Origin of the sequence: Bacteroides sp. 3_1_23, from assembly GCF_000162555.1 — a bacterium.
GTDB lineage: Bacteria > Bacteroidota > Bacteroidia > Bacteroidales > Bacteroidaceae > Bacteroides > Bacteroides ovatus.
The window spans coordinates 109,716-131,673 of the sequence record NZ_GG774955.1; the positions used below are offsets into that span (position 1 = coordinate 109,716).

18 protein-coding genes are annotated in these 21,958 nt (G+C 44.1%); 1 reads left to right on the plus strand and 17 read right to left on the minus strand.

Features of this window, described 5'->3' with window-relative positions:
• Positions 1-28: 28 nt before the first annotated feature.
• The 9 genes from HMPREF9010_RS06150 to HMPREF9010_RS06110 all read right to left on the minus strand — a co-directional run bounded on the left by HMPREF9010_RS06150 (position 29) and on the right by HMPREF9010_RS06110 (position 9,235).
• Positions 29-1,090: a bifunctional 3-deoxy-7-phosphoheptulonate synthase/chorismate mutase type II gene (locus HMPREF9010_RS06150; RefSeq protein ID WP_004297264.1), complete on the minus strand. Its 1,062-nt coding sequence runs from the start codon at positions 1,088-1,090 to the stop codon at positions 29-31.
• A gap of 87 nt (positions 1,091-1,177) precedes the next feature.
• Positions 1,178-2,356, minus strand: a complete 1,179-nt coding sequence (locus HMPREF9010_RS06145; RefSeq protein ID WP_008650489.1) for a pyridoxal phosphate-dependent aminotransferase — start codon at positions 2,354-2,356, stop codon at positions 1,178-1,180.
• Positions 2,331-3,179 carry a prephenate dehydratase gene (locus HMPREF9010_RS06140; protein ID WP_004297266.1) on the minus strand — a complete coding sequence of 283 codons (849 nt, stop codon included), beginning with the start codon at positions 3,177-3,179 and terminating at the stop codon, positions 2,331-2,333. Before HMPREF9010_RS06140 ends, HMPREF9010_RS06145 begins: the two co-directional genes overlap by 26 nt.
• Positions 3,180-3,479: 300 nt before the next feature.
• Positions 3,480-4,442: a tetratricopeptide repeat protein gene (locus HMPREF9010_RS06135; RefSeq protein WP_008650490.1), complete on the minus strand. Its 963-nt coding sequence runs from the start codon at positions 4,440-4,442 to the stop codon at positions 3,480-3,482.
• Between the two features lie 38 nt (positions 4,443-4,480).
• Complete coding sequence (locus HMPREF9010_RS06130) at positions 4,481-6,391, minus strand: ATP-dependent DNA helicase RecQ (RefSeq protein ID WP_008650491.1); 1,911 nt, start codon at positions 6,389-6,391, stop codon at positions 4,481-4,483.
• Entirely contained in the window at positions 6,384-8,102 is a 1,719-nt protein-coding gene (gene recJ / locus HMPREF9010_RS06125) for a single-stranded-DNA-specific exonuclease RecJ (RefSeq protein WP_008650492.1), read from the minus strand. The genes HMPREF9010_RS06130 and recJ overlap by 8 nt, the downstream gene beginning before the upstream one ends.
• A 205-nt stretch (positions 8,103-8,307) precedes the next feature.
• Positions 8,308-8,538, minus strand: a complete 231-nt coding sequence (locus tag HMPREF9010_RS06120) for a hypothetical protein (RefSeq protein WP_008650493.1) — start codon at positions 8,536-8,538, stop codon at positions 8,308-8,310.
• Positions 8,535-9,014: a DUF3990 domain-containing protein gene (locus HMPREF9010_RS06115; protein ID WP_008776722.1), complete on the minus strand. Its 480-nt coding sequence runs from the start codon at positions 9,012-9,014 to the stop codon at positions 8,535-8,537. Before HMPREF9010_RS06115 ends, HMPREF9010_RS06120 begins: the two co-directional genes overlap by 4 nt.
• Positions 9,014-9,235: a DUF3791 domain-containing protein gene (locus tag HMPREF9010_RS06110; RefSeq protein WP_004305471.1), complete on the minus strand. Its 222-nt coding sequence runs from the start codon at positions 9,233-9,235 to the stop codon at positions 9,014-9,016. The genes HMPREF9010_RS06115 and HMPREF9010_RS06110 overlap by 1 nt, the downstream gene beginning before the upstream one ends.
• Positions 9,236-9,498: 263 nt before the next feature.
• Here HMPREF9010_RS06110 and HMPREF9010_RS06105 point away from each other — a divergent pair, with 263 nt between their 5' ends.
• Positions 9,499-10,359 carry a phosphodiester glycosidase family protein gene (locus tag HMPREF9010_RS06105; protein WP_008650496.1) on the plus strand — a complete coding sequence of 287 codons (861 nt, stop codon included), beginning with the start codon at positions 9,499-9,501 and terminating at the stop codon, positions 10,357-10,359.
• Between the two features lie 277 nt (positions 10,360-10,636).
• On the opposite strand, the gene HMPREF9010_RS06100 is transcribed toward HMPREF9010_RS06105, so the two are convergent.
• Genes HMPREF9010_RS06100 through HMPREF9010_RS06065 form a run of 8 tightly spaced genes read right to left on the minus strand, consistent with a single transcriptional unit; the run spans position 10,637 to position 21,957 of the window.
• Positions 10,637-11,377 carry a hypothetical protein gene (locus tag HMPREF9010_RS06100; RefSeq protein ID WP_008650498.1) on the minus strand — a complete coding sequence of 247 codons (741 nt, stop codon included), beginning with the start codon at positions 11,375-11,377 and terminating at the stop codon, positions 10,637-10,639.
• Between the two features lie 17 nt (positions 11,378-11,394).
• Complete coding sequence (locus HMPREF9010_RS06095; RefSeq protein WP_004311052.1) at positions 11,395-11,964, minus strand: hypothetical protein; 570 nt, start codon at positions 11,962-11,964, stop codon at positions 11,395-11,397.
• 56 nt (positions 11,965-12,020) lie between these two features.
• On the minus strand, positions 12,021-13,316 hold the full coding sequence (locus HMPREF9010_RS06090) for a phenylacetate--CoA ligase family protein (protein WP_008650500.1): 1,296 nt from the start codon (positions 13,314-13,316) through the stop codon (positions 12,021-12,023).
• Positions 13,300-14,997 carry a C45 family autoproteolytic acyltransferase/hydolase gene (locus tag HMPREF9010_RS06085; RefSeq protein WP_008650502.1) on the minus strand — a complete coding sequence of 566 codons (1,698 nt, stop codon included), beginning with the start codon at positions 14,995-14,997 and terminating at the stop codon, positions 13,300-13,302. Before HMPREF9010_RS06085 ends, HMPREF9010_RS06090 begins: the two co-directional genes overlap by 17 nt.
• Positions 14,990-16,480: a phytoene desaturase family protein gene (locus tag HMPREF9010_RS06080; protein ID WP_032852873.1), complete on the minus strand. Its 1,491-nt coding sequence runs from the start codon at positions 16,478-16,480 to the stop codon at positions 14,990-14,992. The genes HMPREF9010_RS06085 and HMPREF9010_RS06080 overlap by 8 nt, the downstream gene beginning before the upstream one ends.
• A gap of 1 nt (position 16,481) precedes the next feature.
• On the minus strand, positions 16,482-20,339 hold the full coding sequence (locus tag HMPREF9010_RS06075) for a trifunctional MMPL family transporter/lysophospholipid acyltransferase/class I SAM-dependent methyltransferase (RefSeq protein WP_008650508.1): 3,858 nt from the start codon (positions 20,337-20,339) through the stop codon (positions 16,482-16,484).
• Positions 20,336-21,526 (minus strand): DUF2062 domain-containing protein, encoded by a 1,191-nt coding sequence (locus HMPREF9010_RS06070; protein WP_008650511.1) that lies wholly within the window; start codon positions 21,524-21,526, stop codon positions 20,336-20,338. Before HMPREF9010_RS06070 ends, HMPREF9010_RS06075 begins: the two co-directional genes overlap by 4 nt.
• Positions 21,523-21,957, minus strand: a complete 435-nt coding sequence (locus HMPREF9010_RS06065) for a 3-hydroxylacyl-ACP dehydratase (protein WP_004311046.1) — start codon at positions 21,955-21,957, stop codon at positions 21,523-21,525. Before HMPREF9010_RS06065 ends, HMPREF9010_RS06070 begins: the two co-directional genes overlap by 4 nt.
• Position 21,958: the final 1 nt, after the last annotated feature.

Consider the following 21,958-nt stretch of genomic DNA (forward strand, 5'->3'; position numbering starts at 1 on the left):
AGTAGTAGATACTACTTGACTACTCTAACTACTTATTAATAATTTCCATCTGTTGACGAACTGATTCTTCGTGGATGGCTTCGAAAATCTTCTTCATAAACTCGCTGTCCATACCGCATTGTTCGCCCTGCGCGCCACGTTTTTCCAGAATCTCATTGTAACGTCCGGCTTGAAGGACTGTGATTCCGTGCTCTTTTTTGTAAGTACCGATTTCACGTGCCACACGCATTCTTTTTGCTAATTCCTGAATGATATTGTCGTCACATTCGTCAATCTGTTTACGGAGCTGTGCCAGACTTTCGGTAGACTGTGTTTCCGTACGGATTACCAACAGATTGAGGATATAGTCGAGTACGTCCGGAGTAACTTGTTGAGAAGCATCGCTCCATGCGCAATCCGGGTTGCAGTGGCTTTCTACAATCAGACCGTCGAAATTCAAGTCCATAGCCTGTTGGCAAAGCGGTGCTACCAACTCACGTTTTCCACCGATATGGCTCGGATCACAGAAAATCGGAAGATTAGGGATACGGCGGCGTAGTTCGATAGGAATATGCCATTGGGGAAGATTTCGATAGATCTTTTTGTCATAACTGCTGAAACCTCGGTGGATAGCACCCAGACGCTTCAAACCAGCGTTGTTGATACGTTCCAGTGCTCCGATCCATAATTCGAGATCCGGGTTCACCGGGTTCTTAACCAATACAGGGATATCAACCCCTTTCAGTGCGTCAGCGATTTCCTGTACGGCGAAAGGATTGGCAGTGGTGCGTGCACCTACCCAAAGAATATCGATTCCCGCTTTCAGACATTCGTAAACGTGTTTGGCTGTTGCTACCTCCGTAGAAACATACATTCCAGTTTCTTTCTTCACCTCTTTCAACCAGGCAAGACCTTCTACACCGATACCTTCGAAACCTCCCGGTTTGGTACGCGGCTTCCAGATTCCGGCACGATATATTTTTTGTCCTTTAGCAGCCAGTTGTTTGGCTGTATCCATTACTTGTTCTTCCGTTTCTGCGCTACACGGGCCGGCAATGACAATCGGTCTTTTAGCTTCAACGCCCGGTAATAAAATTGATTCGAGTTCCATATTCTTATTTGTTTTTATTCTTTTAATAACTTGTTTTCATTGAAATTGTTCTGTCTCATTCTACTGTCGTTCTCTCTTTGGGAGAGGTTAGATTCTTTTAATTCTTTCCAGAGCTTCTGCCAGCTTATTGTCCTTGCAACAAAGTGAGATACGGATATACCTTGCTCCGTTACTGCCGAAGATAAATCCCGGAGTGATAAACACTCTTGCTTCATGCAGCACCTTTTCTGTCAGTTCCTCTACATCTTTGCAGGAAGCGGGAATCTTTCCCCAAAGGAACATTCCTACTTGTTTTTCGTCGTAGGTGCATCCCAATGTTTTCATAATCTCACCGGCGAGGTGACGACGGTTGCGGTAATTCTCGTTATTGCCTTCATACCAGTCCGCTTCGGCTTCAAGAGCAGTTGCTGCAGCCAGTTGCATAGCACGGAACATACCACTGTCGATATTACTTTTCACTTTCAGTATCCATTGCACGAATTCCGCGTTTGACGCCAGCATGCCGATACGCCAGCCGGGCATATTGTGGCTCTTGCTCATAGAGTTAAACTCGATGCAACAGTCTTTGGCTCCCGGTACACTTAGGATACTGATAGGCTTATCGTTCAGGATAAAGCTGTACGGATTATCATTCACAATTACGATATTCTTACGACGGGCAAAGTCAACGAGACGTTCATAGATTTCCGGAGTTGCATTGGCTCCCGTCGGCATGTTGGGATAATTGGTCCACATCAGTTTTACACGGCTAAGATCCATTTTTTCCAGTGCCTCGAAGTCAGGCATCCAGCCATCCTCTTCTTTCAGGTCGTAGTTGATAACTTCCGCTCCGAGTATTTTACTCAAAGAAGTATAGGTAGGGTATCCCGGATTCGGGACTAGCACCTGCTCACCCGGATTGACGAATGCCAGCGTAACATGGAGAATTCCTTCTTTAGAGCCGATTAAAGGCTGTATCTCCGTATTCGGATTCAGTTCCACTCCATACCAGCGTTGATACCAGGCAGCAAAGCCTTTGCGCAGTTCGGGGATACCTACATACGGTTGGTAACCGTGTCCGTTGGGATCATGAGCATTGTTGCACAATGTTTCGATGGTTTCCCTTGAGGGAGGCATATCAGGGCTTCCGATACCGAGGCTGATAACATCCTTTCCCTCTGCATTCATCTGTGCTACCTCTTTTAGCTTCTTTGAGAAGTAGTATTCGCTAACACTTACCAATCTGTCGGCAGGAGCGATTTTATACGTTTGACTTTCCTTCTGCATATTCGCCTAATAATTTAAGTTCTTTGGTTAATGGAGTGATTGCAGCAATAGACTGCTTGTATCTTAGATAATCGTTGAAAGCTACATCTACGTAAAACTGGTATTCCCATTCCCGTCCGATGATAGGCAACGATTGAATTTTTGTCAGATTGATATTATAGAACGATAGAATGGATAAAACCTGTGACAGGCTGCCTTCCGTATGTGGAAGAGTGAATACGATACTTGCCTTGTTGGTTGCATTGGCATGATGTTGACGGAGTTCGTCTACTTGCCAGGGATCGGCAACAACCAGAAAACGGGTGAAGTTGTGCTTGTTTGTTTCAATACCTTCCTGAAGGACTTTCATACCGTAACGTTCAGCTGCTGCTTTGGAGCAGATGGCAGCGTGTCCTTTCAGATTTTCATTCTTGATGATTTCTGCGCTGCGGGCCGTATCTTCACCTTCCACCACTTTCAACTGCGGATGTTGATTCAGAAATTCGCGACACTGCATCAGGGCGATAGGGTGGGAGTTGACTTCTGTCAGATCTTCCCAGTTCTCATCGGGGAGACAGACAAAACTGTGCGAGATGCGCAGTTTGTATTCACCGATAATCTGTGTGCCGCTTTGTCTCAACAATTCATTGTTGTGCAACAAACTTCCCGCAATCGTATTCTCGATGGCTAGCATTCCGATAACCTGGCTGTCTTTCCGTATCGAAGTAAACACATCTTCGAAGTTGGCACAACAGATTAACTCTATTTCTTCTCCCTCGAAGTACTTGTGTGCGGCGATATCATGATATGAGCCGAGTGTTCCTTGAATTGCTATCTTTTTCATTGTTCTAAATGTATTATATAAAAAAATCCCGCATCCATATTGGAGCGGGATTCATATGATTGATTTCTCTATTCAGTCCTTAAGCATCACTGTCACTTGATACATACAAACTCCCGCTCTACTTTGTTGCTAAAGTAAAAGTAAAAAAAGAAGTAATATGCATAAGTAAATGATTTCATTAGAATCTATCTTTTTTGCTTTGTTTTTTAATTCTGGGGCAAAAGTAATAATTTTCTGTTAGATGCAAACAAAAAACGATACTTTTTTTGTTTTCTTGCCTAAAATAGATGAAAAGGATACTTAAAAGATGCCGGGAAGTGCTTCAGGCTTTGGTCCCAGGTTCTTGAATTCTCCGTTCAGACCAGCTTCCTCTTTCGGATTCAATTCCAGAGATTTCTTCATGTCCTCTACCGAACCGTCCTTATCACCATTCAGTAATTTAGCACGTCCGCGTTCTTTGTAGGCTTCCGCAAAGTTCGGATTCAGCTCGATGGCTTCATCAAACAGGCCGATAGCTTCCGTCAGTTTTTTCTGGTTGATATAAAGTTGCCCTAAATAAAGGTATGCCTGTTCGTTGAACGGGTTTATTTCCGTCACCAGTTTGTAGTCCTCTTCTGCCTCTTCGTCCTTGCCGTCTGCTTCTTTCACTTTTCCGCGCAGGAGCATGGCTGTCTCTTCTTCCGGATTCTGGGCGAGCACAGCATCTATATCTTCCATCATATCTTTATACTGTTTCAGGTTCATCAATGCTTCCGCACGTAATAGGCGAGCTTCAATGAAATCATCTTTCAAAGTGATTGCTTTGGTGAGATGGGCAATAGTCATCAGGTCGTCATCCTGTCCCTTGCGGGCCTTCCCTAACAGATAATGAGCCACGACATTTCCTTCTTCGATGGCAATCGCTTTATTGGCAGCTTCTTCCATTGCCTGATAATCTTCTTGGATGAAGCATACATTGGCCAGTGTCAGGAAAGTACTTGTGACATCAGGTTCCATAGCAGCCATCTTTTCCAATAATTCGCGGGCCTTTGCCGTTTCCCCCATCTGGATATAGAGTTGGCTAAGATAGCCCATTGTTTCAAACTCTTCCTTGATGGCAAGAGCTTCAATAAAACATTTTACTGCATAATCCGGACGTCCCATGCGTTGCGCACGTAAACCGTCGTATTTGAAGATCTCGAAATTTTTCTGATCGTTTTTCTGTTTTTCACTTTCCGGAGTTTCCGACTTACCGGAGAAGAAAGATTTAAAAAAGTTCGGCATGGTGTGTTATTTTTGAGTTACCTTGCAAAGGTAGTAACTTATTTTGAAATATGTATCATTCCATCCTGCATCTTCCATTCACCTTCCTCCAATAAATATTGGATGACTTCGCTGATGCTCTCTTTCTCCGCTTCTATCTTATCGGCTATTTCTACCGGTGTCAGCGGTTTCTGGGTAAGTAATTCTGATATTTTCTTTTTCAGTTCCTCGAAATCGAAAGAATTCTCGGTCAGGGCACCAGTTGCACGGTGACTAAGACAAACATCGCATTGTCCGCAGTTGTGCTCGTTCTTCTCTCCGAAGTAACGGAGCAGCATCCGGCTCCGGCACACATTCTCCGAAGTGACATACTCTTCCATCGCTTTGATGCGGGCTTCATACCGGGCTTTGCGTTCTTCGTAGACGGAAGGAGGAATATGCACAAAACGAAGTTCCTGCCGTTCGCGGGTGTATATAATATAAGGTGTCTTTTTGTGCGGGATGTAATCCACGATGCGACGTTTGGTAAGCGTGACCAGTATATTGTAAATTTGTTCACGGGTCAGTCCGGTACGTATGGACAGGGTTGCTTCGCTGATATAGGCATAGTCGGTGAATACTCCGGTGTAAGAGCGGAGAATCGTCTGTATCAGTACTTCGGCTTCCGTTCCCATTTCCCGCAATTTGTATAGTTCGTCCCGGCGAATCGTGAAAAGAATACGGGAGGCATTATCCTGTTCGTCCGTATATTCCAGATAACCGGCTTGAGTCAGTATTTTCAGTGCACTGTCCACCGGAACCGGGAAGTATTTGAACTTCCGGCAAAACTCTTCCAGATTAAATTCGCGGACACATTGGAAACCGTCGCCCATTGCCATCTGATAGTAATACTGCAGATGTTCGTAGACATTGAGAATATACTCTTTGTCGGGAAAAGTATCCACAACGCGCCTGTGCAGCGTCGTTCTGTCCGTTTTGGTGTATAAGATCACAGCATACGCTTTTTCACCGTCTCTTCCTGCACGACCGGCCTCCTGGAAGTAAGCTTCGAGAGAGTCGGGGAGATCGAGATGCAATACGATGCGCACGTCGGGTTTATCAATCCCCATTCCAAAGGCGTTTGTCGCTACCATTACACGAACTTCTCCGCTTTGCCAGCGTTTTTGCCGGAGGTCTTTTACGGCATTATCCAGTCCGGCGTGATAGAAGTCGGCGGTAATATCTTCGTTTACCAGTAACTCGGTGATTTCTTTGGTGCGTCGTCTGTTGCGGACATAGATAATGGCACTGCCGGGTATCTTTCGTAAGATATGCAACAGCTCTTGAGTTTTGTTATCCGTTTGCCGGACGATATATGCCAGGTTTTTCCGTTCGAAACTCATGCGGAAAACATTCTCTTCACGGAACTCCAAACGGGCTTGAATATCCTTCACTACTTCCGGAGTGGCGGTGGCTGTAAGTGCCAGTACCGGAATTCCCGGTAGCAATGTCCGTATTTCGGCAATTTTCAGGTAAGCAGGGCGGAAGTCATATCCCCATTGTGAGATACAGTGACTTTCGTCGACCGTAATCATGGAGACTTTCATTAATCGCAGTTTGGTACGGAATATGTCCGTGTCCAGACGTTCCGGAGAAATATAGAGGAATTTATAATTACCGAAGATGCAATTTTCAAGAGCAGTGAGAATCTCCTGCCGTGTCATGCCTGAATAGACGGCAAGCGCCTTGATGCCGCGTTTACGCAGGTTTTGCACCTGATCTTTCATCAGGGCGATGAGAGGAGTAATGACAATGCAAATCCCTTCCTGGGCGAGAGCAGGCACTTGAAAAGTGATGGACTTACCGCCTCCGGTCGGCATAAGTCCCAGTGTATCTTTGCCTTCGCCGATACTGGTGATGATCTCCTCCTGCAAGTCGCGGAAGGAGTCATATCCCCAATATTGTTTTAATATCTCCTGATACTTATTCAATCGGCTTTATATCCTCGATTTGAAGTTGTACTTCACCACGCTTGTGCGTGTTTTCTTCAATGGTGTAACAGATGTCGAACGAGCGTTTCGTTTTGATATAACGTACGTGTGAGCTCTGTCCGAACGCGATACCGTTCATTACATTATTCGATTTATTATCGACCAGTTCGAGTTTGATATGTTCCTGATCGCGTCCCACCACTTTACTTGTTCCGTAATCATAAACATGGTGAGTGCAGAAAATAGGTTTCGTGTTATCAGGACCGAAAGGATTAAACTTTTTCAGGTCGTTGAAGAACTTTGACGAAATATCCCTGAAATCAATTTCAGCATCAATTTCGATCACAGCACTGGTTTGTTCCGGCAAGATATGCTGTGAAACGTATTCTTCGAACCGTTTGGTAAAGGCATTCACGTTTTCCACTTTCATCGACAGTCCGGCGGCGTATGTATGTCCCCCGAAGTTTTCCAGCAGGTCGCGGCAATGCTCGATTGCTTTATATACATCGAAGCCGGAAACTGAACGTGCGGAACCTGTTGCCATATCATCCGTCCGGGTCAGTACCACGGCAGGGCGGTAGTACACTTCTGTCAGACGGGAAGCTACGATGCCGATCACGCCTTTGTGCCATTCTTCGTTGTAGAGCACGATGGAGCGGCGATCCGCTAATCCTTCCAGATTGGCAACGATGTTGTTTGCCTCTTCCGTCATACTCTTGTCGAGGTCTTTCCGGGTTTCGTTGTACTGGTTGATTTGTCCGGCTTTCTCAAGTGCTACCGAGAAATCTTTTTCCGTCAGCAGGTCTACGGCTTCTTTTCCGTTCTGGATACGACCCGACGCATTGATGCGCGGTCCGATTTTAAACACAATATCGCTGACGGTGATTTCCTTTTCAGAAAGTCCGCATACGTCGATAATGGCCTTCATGCCGATGCTTGGATTACTGTTCAGTTGCTTCAGACCGTGGTAGGCGAGGATACGGTTTTCACCCATAATCGGAACGATGTCCGATGCAATACTCACAGCTACAATATCCAGCAAAGGAATCAGGTGGTGGAACTCGATACCGTTACTGATAGCGAATGCCTGCATAAACTTGAAACCGACTCCACAACCGGAAAGGTGAGTGTACGGATACGTATTGTCCAGGCGTTTGGCATTCAGAATAGCTACGGCAGGCGGAAGCACATCATCCGGTACATGATGATCGCAGATGATGAAATCAATCCCTTTCTCTTTGGCATAAGTGATTTCTTCTACTGCTTTAATTCCACAATCGAGTACAATAATCAGTCCTACACCGGTTTCTGCGGCATAGTCCACTCCTTTTTTAGAAATGCCATACCCTTCATTGTATCGGTCGGGTATGTAATAATCAAGGTTCGAATAGAACTGTTGAATAAACTTGTAGACCAATGCTACGGCAGTAGTACCGTCTACGTCATAATCTCCATAAATTAGAATACGTTCTTTCTTTCCCATCGCCCTGTTCAGACGTTCCACTGCAATATCCATATCCTTCATCAGGAACGGATCATGCAGGTCGGGCAATTGCGGGCGGAAAAACTTCTTGGCATCTGCTGCCTTTGTAATTCCCCGCTGCACCAAAAGTTGTCCAAGTATCGGGCTAATCCCTAGTTCCTGGGCCAATGTCTGGCTTGTCTCTGCCTGTTCGGGTGTAATGGGTCGATAATTCCATTTGTGATTCATTTTATATATTGTTTTTTCTTTTTCTGTTCTCAAGGGTTGAAAAGGCACTTCTTTCCAACAAGGGGTAAAAGTACGAAAAAAAGCGGAAGTGTATAGTAGATAAGACGAAAATATTTCAAGGCTGTAGAAAACAGAGGTTTGATAAAGGTAGCTTTTTTACTTGTGAAAGATATGGGATGCTGACAAGCAAGTGTGAAACTCTATTCTAACTAACTTGTCCTGTGGTCAGTTCTTTTTTTAGAAAGTCGTACACGTAACCGGCACTTTGGTAATAAAGTCCCGTAGTCGGATCACTCAAACGCTCAAAGGTGTCGGAATTGTAGTAGACTTCCATTGCTTGCGTCATATTATACTGCCATTCCTCCATGAGTATCCGTATGATTTCACTACTTAAATCTTCAATCATACATTCTATTTGTGTATTCGTCAGCTTCATAGTTTCTTTAGGTATGAAAGGGCATGTTCAGTGCCGAAGTAATATTGTATGGTCAACCCTTTGGCATATTTTAGTTCTTCAATCAATCTGCTCATTGAAATGTCTCCCATGCTGTAACGACGTAACTGATAGGTTACTCCGTCGTCGGCAATAGGACCAATGACTATATCGTAAGTGTGTGCAGGATGTGTATGGCTACGGTCGCGGTTGAGTAAAACGAACTGTGCCCATTCTTCACAGTAATCATCGAATATTTTTATTTGCAGATCTGAAGTCTTTATTATTTGATCTTCCAGTTCGAAGATGGTCACACATGGCTCTCCGGATTGTAATTGATCGGTTTTTTGTTTGGCTAAGGCATGTGCCTGTTCATAACCGGGAGAAAGATAAAATCCTTGGCCAAAGTCTTTGAAGGGCTTTGAACGAGATAGGTCCGGCTTGTCTATTTCCATATTTGAACCATGGTATAGCTTCATTACAGTTGTCCTCCATTTCTACGGCATACCATTGATAAAGCTTCAATAGAATCTTCGAAAGATTGTGTGTGCATTACTTCATAGTGTTTTTGTAAAAAAACAAGGCCTTTAAAACGATTCAAATAGTTGAATGCCTGTTTTTGCTTGATTTGATAAGTCGCTGCGAACTCTGCGATTAAAGCTACAGTAAAATTCAATTTGTTTTTCTCTATGCGAGACATCATGGTTCTCCTTTCTTCATTTGTATTACCTTCCGAAAACAAAGATAGGAAAAACTCTGCAATATCAAAAATAAGAAGCTATTAAAAGTTGACTTAAAGCTCTGTTGCTCACTCTGAATTAGATGCAGTCAGAAGATATGGATTATCTGGATAGTAAAAAAGGGAGGTAGAGAAAATGGAGCGAGCGGAAAGTTACAGGGATTTTTGGATGAATGGCGATTATTAACTAGCTTTAGCGGCCTAAATGATTCATTTCTCTATCTATGATAAAAAGAAACTTGTTAATTGCTATCTTGATTTTATGTTCTATCGGAACATTGAAAGGGCAAACCGCATCCGATTCTTTGGCAATCGTATCTGCCCAATGGAAGGTGGAAAGTCCTCAAAAAGGACTCATTTATAAGTATGCTTCTATCCCCCGATTGTATCAGGGACCCCAGTCTGTTAGTCTGATAGAAGTTGATCCCGGTGCGGGCTTGAAAGTTGATGTTGCCGTTTCGGATAAAATGAAAGAAACAAGTAAGATTGCTTCTGAATATAACGCCATTGCAGCCATTAATGGCTCCTATTTTGACATGAAACGGGGAAACTCGGTCTGTTTCCTGAAGACGGATCGCCAAGTTATTGATACAACGCTGCAGAGTGAGTTTAAACAGCGTGTCACAGGAGCCATTAGTGTGCGCAAAAGGGGAATGAAATTAATTCCTTGGAACAAACAGATAGAAAAGAATTATAAAGGCAAAGCAGGTACGATACTAGCTTCCGGTCCGTTAATGTTGAAAGACGGACAGGTTTGTGATTGGAACTCGTGTGAACCGAATTTTATCCGGACGAAGCACCCTCGTAGTGCTGTTGCTACTACTAAGGATGGAAAAGTCCTGTTGATAACGGTAGACGGGCGTTTTCCTGAACAAGCAGGAGGAGTGAATATTCCGGAATTGGCACATCTGATCCGGGTTTTAGGAGGTGAGGATGCATTAAATTTGGATGGAGGTGGATCTACTACTCTTTGGTTGTCCGGTGCATCGGATAATGGAGTCGTTAATTATCCTTGTGACAATGGGCGGTTTGACCATGCCGGAGAACGGAAAGTTCCTAATATTCTTTATATAACGCATCAATAACGTTTCCATTATTCTTCATTGTATTTAAGGTCTTTCAGTGCATAGATTAAGACTTTTCAGTGCAGAAACTAGTGACTTTTTATGCAGTCGGGTGGTCGTCCTGTTGTAACGGGACAATGGGCACTTTATAAAAAGACGAATGTCACCTTATAGGGTGACATTTATCATTCTATAAGGTGACTAGCTATCCTCAAAAGGATGAAAATTACTAAAGATACAAAATTAATTAGTGAAAAGCAATAGTAGGGTAAGAAATTTATCTGTATTGCAAACAGGCTTAGAATTCAAATCCGAATCTAGCTCCTACTCCATGTAACTCCCATGTATCATTCCAACTGTTATGATAATAATGCCCTCCATAGCTGTAACTATAATCTGTTGTGGCGTCATAATCTTGGAAGTTATACATCAAAGCTAAATTCAAGGCCTTTTTCCCTTTTAAAGAAAAACGTACTCCTACTCCTATTGAAGCATACGCTCCTTCTATGTCTCCTACAGCATATCCGGCTTTTACGTCGGCGAACGGAGTCACTTTTTTGTTGATGAAGTTAGCTCTGAAGTTAGCATAGATGGGGGCTGCATAAAGATCTGCATCGGTATAGTAGTTGAAAGCAACGCCACCACCTACAAAGAAATAATTGTTGAATTGATAACCATGTGTGGTTGATAATTCAATTTTAGAGGCATTGTAGTCGCTCACATCGCCAATATATGCAAAGTCTACGAAACCCTTATAGCCTTTTAATGTATTTCTTGCGGCTTTGCGGTCGTTGGTATCCTTACGATAACCTCTTGTGTACCGCTCTTCTTTTGTGATTTTAGTCACATCACTCATCTGACAGATGATGAGGCTGCCATCACCTGTTTTGATTTTTAAAGAGACATTGGGCACTTGTTCAATGATTACTCCTTTAATAATGCTGCCATTCTTTAAATACACTACTTCTGTGTAATTCTGTGCTGCGACATACGTACTGATACTTAATAATAAGGTCAGTACTAATAGTAGTTTTCTCATACTTGTATTTTTATTGTTTATAGTTTCTTGAGTGCGCTATAGATAGAGCCTGCCCAATAGTTGCGCAATCCGAAACCACGTGCCTTGCCGTCGGTAATCCATTCTTCAATGATTTCCTTTGTTTCGGTATTGAAGAATACGACTTCATACGTACCTCTATTGTTTGATTTGTCCAGGAACTGTGCGATAAACACCATACCTACTCCGGGTGTTTTCTGGATAGGCAATGCGTTGATGGCTGCTTTGATTTGCTCTTTACTAAGAGTATATTCTCTTTTAGCAGTCATTAGCTCGGTCAGGTCGATGTTTTCGTTCACCTGATTAACGGCATCCAGTGAAATCTCTGTCACTTCTTTTTTCAATTGTTTTCCTACGTTATACTTCTTAGCTTCTGTGATGAACAGTTCATTGATACGTCTGAAAGCATCTTTGAATTGTGCCGGTGATTCATCTGCACCGAAAATTTTTACTTGGGAGTAGTCTACCCCATAGAACTTAATAGACTGAATGTCTTTCAATGCACTCTTGCCTTGTCCGAAACAGAACAGGCTCGTGCTCAAGAATAAGAATAGAATAAGTTTTTTCATATACGTTAATGTTAAAGTGATATAGTTGGTTACTAACTTCCAAAAGTAGAAAATAATTATCGTAAATCAATGAATTTTATCGTTTTTCGACTCATTGGAGGCATTTGTATCTTGGCTATGTACTCTGCCGATTCAAAATTGATGCTTGGCGCCACTCTGACTTTCGAACGGAACAGATCTTTAATCTCTTTGGCAAAGGCTTCGCTACGGTTCTCGCTTCCGATACGAATCAGAATCTCATCCGTTCCCAATTCATTGGTATAAACTTCAATGATATAGTTTTTTACCGAAGGTATATTATCCAGAATGTCGAATAATGCAGGCGGATACAACGTCGTTCCTTTGTATTTAATCATTTGTCCTTTCCGGCCGAGGATGGAGCTTAGGCGGATGGTATTTCTCCCGCAACCACAGGGATCGGTGTGGTGGTAACAAATATCACCTGTTTTGAAACGGAGCAACGGCATACCTTTGACTCCGAGCGTCGTGATCGTCACTTCCCCTGCTTCTCCCTCTTCCACAGGACGATTGTTATCATCCAGAAACTCTACAATGATAAGTTCCGGTTGCAAATGCCCTCCGTGGAATTCATTACACTCGGTAAAGGACGACTGCATTTCGGTGGAGGCATAAGTGGAATACAACTGCAAGGCAGGCCATTTATCGTGTATTTTCTGTCCGAGCGTATTCAACTGGAATTCCTGATTGCGCAATGCTTCTCCGATACAGATGCACTTCTGCATGGAACAGGTATTATGGCTGATATGATTCTTTTCGGCAAACTCTATCAGTTTGATAAGGAAAGAGGGGACTACCATTCCACAAGTCGGATGTATCCGTCGAATTGTGTCCCATTGCAGTTCCGGGATGCCGTTGCCTACACGGATCACTCCCATACCCAGTTCGCGGGCTCCCATATAATATGCCAAGCCTGCCATGAAACGGCGGTCGATGGTAGTCATCAATTGAAGAATATCTTGCTTGGTGCATCCGGTGGTGGTGAAAGATAAGTATTCGTTGTAAGAAAGACGGTCCAGGTCTTCAGAGGTGAGAACGAAAGTGACCGGATCTCCCAATGTGCCCGAAGTCGTCACATAGTCGATAATTTTCTCTTTGTCTACGCAGATGAAATCATCGTTATGGAGTTGCAGGTCCGTCTTGGTAGTGACGGGAATCTGTTGCAAGTCTTCAATCGTCTTTATTTGATTGATATCAATGTGATGTTCGGCAAACATCTGTTGATAGAACTTGGAATGTGCTTGCAGGTAGGCTAACGCTTTGGCTAACTGTTCTTCCTGATAGCTTTTGATATCTTCCGGTGAGCGGAACTGAATTTCAGGATTCTTTTCCATCTTTGGATTGTTTTTGAATTTTCTGTTGGATACGTTCTTTCTCTTGCAACTTGGGAATAGGTCTCTTCAATGCCTGTTGCCAGTATGCAATAGCTTGTTGAGGTTGCTGCATGCCCTCGTAGTAATCTCCTATTACTTCATATACATAGTATAGGGAAGGATTGGAGGCTTGGTATGTTTTTAAAACAGATTCTTCTATCTTTTCCTTTTTTCTGATTTTCTTCAATAAAAGCGGAGTCAGTTTCTTATACGTGAGAAGATGCTGGAACTCCGGTGTGTCGATGAATTTATCTTCCGGAATGGTCAGGTCGGAACTGTATATTTCGTGTTGCCAATCAATCGTGTCCTTGAATATCTTATTCAGGTCATAGGCTACGTATTTCCCACATTGCCAAGGAGAGGTCGATACCCACATCAGCCGTTTCTCCGGTTGGAAGATGACGGAATGATGGGCAATAAACTGATTGATGGCCATTTCGTTGGCCAGTCCCAGGTCTGTGTTTTGCAGGCCTTTGTGGTCACGCAGGATAGAGGCGGCTTTGGAGACATTGATCGGAAGATTCTCATTAATGAGTTCCGTTAATCGTGCAAAACGGTATGGGCTGTCGGAAGTGCGGATATTTTCCATGTTTCGTTCGTCCTTGCTGAATTCTTCCGATTGGTAATGGTTGGTGCAGATGAGCCGATTGGCTTCTTTTCCGGTGAAAAGCACAGTTTTCTCCGGAGATTTCTCGATAATCGCGGTCTTGCCGTCTTTGGCAGAACCTATCAATATGGATTCGGAGACGAATGTTTCCCGTTTTTGGGCGATGGCAAAGGCTTCATCAATAGTGGCTGCATATTGCAGAATCTCTCTGGTCAGGATGGAAATGGGGGTAGCGGAACCTGTCGGGACAGCAGATTTGGCAGCATTAATTGTCACGGTAAGACCTGTCTCGTTCATGCCGGATAACACTCCTATCATACCCGGCCATCCCACGGAAGCAAACCTGTATCCTTGCTCCGGTACATAAAAAGCCACCTGCTTGTTCTCTGCGAAGGCATCTCCTACGTAGAAATCGAAGTTACGTCCGATCAGCAGGGATGAATCTGCACTTTGTGTTCCCCAAGTGGCGAACGAACTGCATCCCACTAACATATAATCTTGCATGGCATGTCCCAGGTCGTGTGCCGAATGGTAATTCAACTGGCGTTCGTAAGGAGTGCCGATGAAGTCGTATTCATGCGTACATGATAGCGAGATTCCGTAGATCTCGTCGCGGTATTCTTCGAGGACGTTCTCACCCAGATTACGGTTGAATAATACAATGAAGAACCGGAGGAATTTCAGATAACTGTCTGAAGGAACAATCTCACGAATCTGATCCACGAACACTTTCTCTTGATAGTGGAGCAGGTCGGAAGACAGTTGCCCGATAGCTTCTCCTCTCTGGAAAGCATCCCCTTTCACAAATAATTCCCATAAGCCGCTGTCGCTGTGCCGGAGAAAGTTATCTCCATAATACCGGAGGTGGAGACTGTCTATATCAATCACTTTGTCTGTGGTCATGCTTTGCTCATGTTTGGGCGTTTGCATATCCGCAGAAAAGTAGAGATAGCTGATTCCGGCTATCAATAGAACGATGAGCGACAGGAAAAGGAAGCCCGTGTATTGGAGTGTCTTTTTGACTATTCTATGCATTTCCTACTTTTTTAGCCAGATATTCTTGTCCTACAAACTCCGCACAAGTCAGCATGGCAGTTAGTGTTACCCCTAATGCACCATGCACATTCAGGTTTTGCCCGGTGAAAAAGAGATTTCCCAAGCGGCTTCTTGTAGATACGAAACCAATTTGCGGACATTTATAATCTTTGATGATCCCATACGCGGAACCATCCACTGTTCCTGTATAGTCCCGATAGCTTAATGGAGTAGTGTCATACATCTCTTCTATGTTTTCTGAAAGGTCAATGCCATGTCCTCGGATGAAGCGGAGAATCTGTTCTGCTTTCTCCTTTTTGAAGGATTGGTAGTCTTCTCCCCGATGTTCGGGAGTCGTGTCCTTCCAGGCAGACAGTTCATCTATATACATAGGTGTCAGGATGGAAATGACACTGGCATATTGACTGTCCTCGGAAGACGCTTGCATGGAAATCATACAGTTGGTGGTCCGTCCCGGATAGAGCAGTTTGTCATACCACACTTTATTGTTCGCATGCAGATACAGGTTGCGGTTCTGATAAGGAGTGCTTTTTTTCTTCATTACCAGGTAGAGCGTAAAAATGCCGTAGGTATTTTCCAACGAACGGATGCGGGAAATATAGGCATTCTTGATGCTACGGTTTTTATCCAGTATCTCCAATGTCCGTTGGGGATGCATATTGGAGATGACGAAGTCGCTTTCCAGTCGCTCTTCTCCATTGATGATAACCCCTTGTACCTTTTCGTTTTCAACGATGATGCGGGTGGCTTCACTGTTATTGAGCACGGTCCCTCCGTTTGCCCGGATTACATTGATTAGCTCCAGACTGACTTGCATACTTCCGTCTACAAAACGGTAGGCGCCTTCAATATAGGAGTGATTAATCATGGCATGCTGGTAGAAAGTGGAGACATCTTTCAAACCTCCGTAGAGTAAAGCTGAACCTGCCAGTACATTTCGTAAGGCGGGGTCCGGAGTGATATCCGCAATCAGATGGGCGGCAGAGGTACAAAAGTATTTCATACCCTCCAAAGCGAGTGTGCCTTGTTTCAGGTGGTCTACGCTAATCAGGTTTCCGACAGCCTGAAGCTGTTCGGCATAGCATTTCAAGTTTTCTTTCTCATGCGGGAAGGAACGGCAGATGGTTTCAATAAACTGCGGGTATCCCATTGCATAATCGTATGTTTTTCCTTTATAGTAGATCGTATCAAAAGCAGCATCGTCCAAGCGTTTTATTTTCAGCTTGTCCATGATACCGAAATAGCGGAAATACTGGTTCATCACTTGACCCTCATCCAGGCTTCCTACATAATGAATACCCGTATCCAACAGATGCCCTTTTCGTTGGTAAGTCTGGAAGCATCCGCCGAATTGCGCATTTTTTTCTACTACGCATACGTTGAATCCCTCTTTGCTAAGAATCGCTCCGCATTCCAGTCCGCCAAGGCCGCTGCCGATAATGATGATGTCATATTTGCTCATACTAGTTCGGTTTTCTAAATATGTAAATGGTGTTTGATGTATATTTGTCATTAGGAATGATTTCGACAGCCATTCCACAGGCGACTGCTATTTCCCGTAATTGGGTTTCAGTGGTGAAATACAGCTCTCCGGTTGTCCGGTTGAAGTTGAAGATACGGGTGGATAGTAATTCCGTGAACCGGGTTAACCGGTGCTTGGAAGCGTTGGCTGAATTTCCGTCGCGTATGATAATCATTCCTTGTGAACGCAAGCGACCGGCACATTTCAACAATAGGGTTTGTTGATGTTCGTAGCTCATATAGTGAAGCATGTCGTTCAGGATAAAGACATCACTTTCCGGCAGGGGATATTCCAATGCATTGCCATGCTTGAACTGGAGATGCTCGTTGCGTAACCATCCGTGCTGCGCCAGCGCTATCTTGTCTTCATCGTAATCAATACCCAGGATTTCCCGGTCCTCGGAAAGCAGAGACAGCATATAGCATAACGGGCCGAAGCCGCAACCGATGTCTGTGATTTGCCCTTGGACGGGAATCAACCGGTTGAATAGCCGGTAATTCTTTTCCATCTTTACTTTAATACGGATATACCATTCTACGACGGGACCTTTATAGATATAGTTCTGGATAAGAGCTTCGTAGAACGCCGGATTGTCCGTCGTGTTCTGTTCACGGCAGATACGGGCATAAACCTCTTTCATGTAAGCGGATATGCGTTTGGTACGCTCCTGATAAGTACTTCCGAAAGACAGATCGTCTAGTGGTATACGGGGAAGTATTTCTGTATAGATGATTCCTTTCCGGATATTGAAAGGCTGTGCTTTGGCAATGATTTTGTTATTACCGTAAAGCAGGATCGGCAGAATATCCAGTTTCAATGCTTCTGCCAGATAGAATGCTCCTTTGTGGAAACGTTTCATCTTTCCGTTATAGGTACGTGTGCCTTCCGGGAAAATGGCGATGGAGTAGCCCTCCTTCACTTTTTTCCGCATCCGTTCCATATATTGCTCGTATCCTTCGCCTATATAATAGAAGTCGACATAACGAATGATGGCTCCGAAGAAAGGAGAGTGCCATACCCAATGGTTGGTTACCATCAGGATTTTAGATGAAAGAGACAGCAATACCAGAATGTCGATGAACGACTGGTGGTTGGCAATGATAATTGCCGGATGCCGGAAGCGTTCGTTGGCTTTGTTGATATGTTCTTTTTTGACGGCGGTGGCCAGTAGCAAAATTCCTTTGCAGGTGATTTGTATCAGGCGGCACACCAAACGCTGCTTGCTGCTTTTGCGCACAGGCACCGGATAAAGCAGGATAATCAATATACGGAGGACGATGCAGCCGATAAAGAAAAGCAGGAAGAGCAACACGGTACGTATCAATCCGATAAGCGTATAAGGCGGTAATCCTTTGGAAGCGGGGCCTGCGATGAAGAACCGGAAAATGAGTGGCTGAATGGTATAAGCCACCAGTACCACTGCTATCATACCCAGAATGGAAATCAGGGAAATGGATTGCAAAGCCGGGTGTTTGGCAAACACAAGTGCTCCCATACCGACCACTGTGGTGAAGGCGGAGAAGAAGATGGCTGTTTTATGGGAATTCAACACCTTCTGACCTGTACGGTATTTGTTTTGTAGCCCGTCCATAATGAAGATACTGAAGTCATCTCCAATGCCAAAGATAAAGGTGGACAGGATGATGTTGATAATATTGAACTCAATCCCCAGAATTCCCATCAATCCCAAGATGATTACCCAGCTGATTAGCATTGGGAGAAAGCTCATCAGGGTAAGTTCGATACGTCCGTAGGAGAACCATAGTGCAAAGAATATGAGGAAAGAAGAGATGTACAGAATCAGGTAAAAGTCGTCATTGATGGCCGATACCCATTTGTTGGCAAAATAGGAACGGTCGAAGATGACTACATTCGGGTCTTTATTAAAGTTCTGGTACACAGCTTCCTTATTCGGTTCGCTGATCCGTATCTGGCTGATAAGCATGGTGATGGAATCGGCAGAGGTTTGCCATTCATTCAATAGCTTGCCGGATAAATCGTCTTCTTGCGCGGTGTAATGATATTCACCGAAAGGCTGGTTCATCCATTGATAAAAAGGTTCGAAGCTTCCCGGGCGGAAACGATATTCGGTGGCAACTGTTTCCAACTGTTCACGGACTTGTTGCTGTTTTTCATCCGTCCAGTAATCTTTCCATTTCTTCAGGCGTTTTTGCTGCTCTTGCGGAGAGATCAGAAACTGTGAGGCGGAGGCATACTCTTTGATGAGTCCCTGCTCTTTCAGTGCCGATAACTTCTGATTGGTCGTTGCATAAATTTCGGTAGCCTGATTCATGTCTTTGCCCACACTGACAAAAAGCACGGTCTTTTCGTCGTTGTCGAAGAGTTGCAGTAATTTTTCTTCCGATTGTTGGAGATGGCGGGGCTCATAGTTGAGACTCATCATATCGTTGTTGAAGCCTACCTTTTGCGAAGTAAACAAACAGATCACTGTAATGAGGAGGATGCCGCCTACCAGCCATTTATTCTTTTCGTAAGAATAAGCATTTATTTTCTCGATGATGCGTAGTATGCGTCCCTGTTTGACGTCTGCCTGTCCTTTCAGAAAATGAGGCAGGTAAATGAGACAGAAGAGGGTGGTGCCCACCAATGCCAGAGAGGCAAACAATCCGAAGTCGCGTAACAGATCGGAACTGGTGAATATCAATCCCAGAAATGCGCCGATAGTGGTGAAACTACCTACCGTAAGCGGATAGGCTATCTCTTTAATAAGTTGTTGAACGGTGGAAACATGGTTCTGGTGTGCCAGCATGTGAATGGAATAGCTTAGTGCAATACCCATCACTGCCGAACCAGCTCCCACTGCAATGGCGGAGATACTTCCTTTGATAAAGAAAATGAGAAACAGGGCAAATAATCCTCCGAACAGTACTGGAGTAATAATCAACGGTATCGATCTCTTTCGTTTAAAAACGAGTGAGATGAATACAATGATGATAAGCAGTGCCAGGGAGGAGGTCAGGATGGTATCTTTCTTAATCTGACGGGCGTTGTAGACTCCCACGGAGGGACCGCCGAAGTATTCAGCTCGAATGGTAGGAGATTTTTCCTGTACGTGCTTGAGCTCTTCTTCGAGTATCTTTATCAGTTCGTCGTTCTTTCCGGTGCTGCCTGTACTGAATACCGGGGTAATGAACATAAGTAAGGTGGAACCGTCTTTGGAGAAGATATGTTCGTCATAAATCTCGTAGTTGGCTTCCAACTGGAAATCTTGCAAATGTTTCAGGGTTTCGCTTCCCAGTCCGAGCGGGTCCCGGAGAATATAGTTTCTTAATGCAATTCCGGCAGGAGAGAGGAGGTTGGTATAATTCTTCTGCATGGTAGCCTGTATCCCTTTATCCGTCAGTAAGGAATCGAAGCGTTGATAGTCCGTATCTGTCAGGAAAAGCGGGAGATGTTCATAAACGAAGTCCGTGGCTCCTTGGATGAGGCTTTGGTCTACCTGTGCGAAAATTCCTTTAATCAGTTTTCCTCCGGCTTTTTCTGTCAGGTTTTGTTGCAGTTGTCCGGCTGCTTCTATCAGGGAGTCGGGTTCTACGCGGTGGCAGGTATCTGCAGAGGATAACATGATGATAATCTTATCCTTAATCTTGAGATTGTCGAACACTTTGATTGTGTTCTGGGAATCTTTAGTGTCGGGGAAAAATTGTGTGATGTTCTCTTCGAACCTTACTTGTAGTGCAAAGAATCCCATTAACAGGACACAACTGATGAGTGACAAATAGAACAGAATCTTGTGCCTCTCGAAATAATCATATAGTCCGATAAAAAACTGGGTCATATCTTTTTTTTCCTACACGCCGTGAGCAGAATGAACGCGATGGTTCCTGCCAGTATGCTGCATACGACTGCAAAGATAACACTTCCTATTAAATATTGCTCTATGACTGATTTTACATTTTCAAAAGAAAGTTCGTTTAAATGCAGATTGACAGGATCTCCCAGCACTTTACAGCCGGTTACGTAACTGCCGTACAGCAAAAATGGAATCATCGGAGGGATACTAATATTGGCTGCTACAATAGCTATGACTTTATTCAGTCTGAACAAATGTGCCAGAAATAACGTGATTAGCATTTGATATCCCCACATCGGAACGATACCCATGAATACGCCGAGTGTGATGGCAGCCGTGATCCGCAGATTAGATTCGGGGGAGTGGGTGACATGATCCGAGAAAAACTGCTTGCAGTTCTTCCAGGTCAGTTTACGGAAAAAGTTCCGGGGGATGATCCAAAGGAAAGTGACGAGCACCAGTACTGTGTTCAGGATACTGATACGGGTGAAATCGCGAAACGGTCGGAAATGAGAAACCCGTTCTTCCTGTGGCGGATAATAAACATGTACCGGAATGTTTTTAACGGTAATGCCTCCCCAGGCTGCAAAGACAAGTGCTTCCAGCTCAAACTCGTATTTGGCGGTGTAATACCACTTGTCCACATTCATTCGTTGGATGGGGTACAGGCGGTAGCCGGATTGTGTATCTTGCAGTTTGATACCTGTTTCGAGGGTAAACCAGAAGTTGGAAAACTTATTGGCAAATGTATTCTTTCCCGGCATATTGTCCGAGGCGAGGTTACGGGCACCTACCAATAATGTGTCCGGTTCCTTTTCTATGGCTTCGATCAATGCAGGGATATCCGAAGCGAAATGCTGTCCGTCAGAATCAATGGTGATAGCATACCGGAATCCTTGCTTTTTGGCAAAGGATAGTCCATGTCTCAAAGCTACTCCTTTTCCTTGATTGACAGGGTGGGTGATGGTATGTAAGTTAGATTCCCGGCTAAGTATTTCGGCAGTTTCATCTGTAGAACCGTCGTTGACAACAAGGATATCGGGGGCGTAGAAACGTACACTTTCTATGACGTCCGCCAGTGTCTTTCCATTGTTGTAACTTGGGATGATAACGATGATCCCTAATTGTTTCAACTTCTCGTGCCAATAGGCTGTACTTATTTGTTCCTTCATACTGTCGGGGTAAGTGCAGCTTTTAGTTTGATGAAACATTCGTTCTTTACGGTATTTTCCTCTACAGTGCTCTCTTTCACAGTACTCTTTTTTACAGCTTCCTTCTTTATAGTCCCTTCCGCTTGCAACTGAAGTGTACCTTCTTCTGTCTCTTTAAAAGTCAGTGCCACCGAAATATGCGGTGTTTCTATAGGATTGATAGCCGAAAGAAACTTGCAGGAAGACACTTGTGTTACTTGCAATTTTTGCTGGCGAATGTCTTCTACACATTCCTTGATAAGTTGTAACAGGCAAACTCCCGGAACTACCGGATGTCCGGGGAAATGTCCCTGATAAACAGGATGCCCGGGATTCAACTTTACCTGGATAGTCCAGATCGTTGAGTCCGATGATTCGGAGGAAAGGATGGTATAGAAGTTATCAAGTAGCATA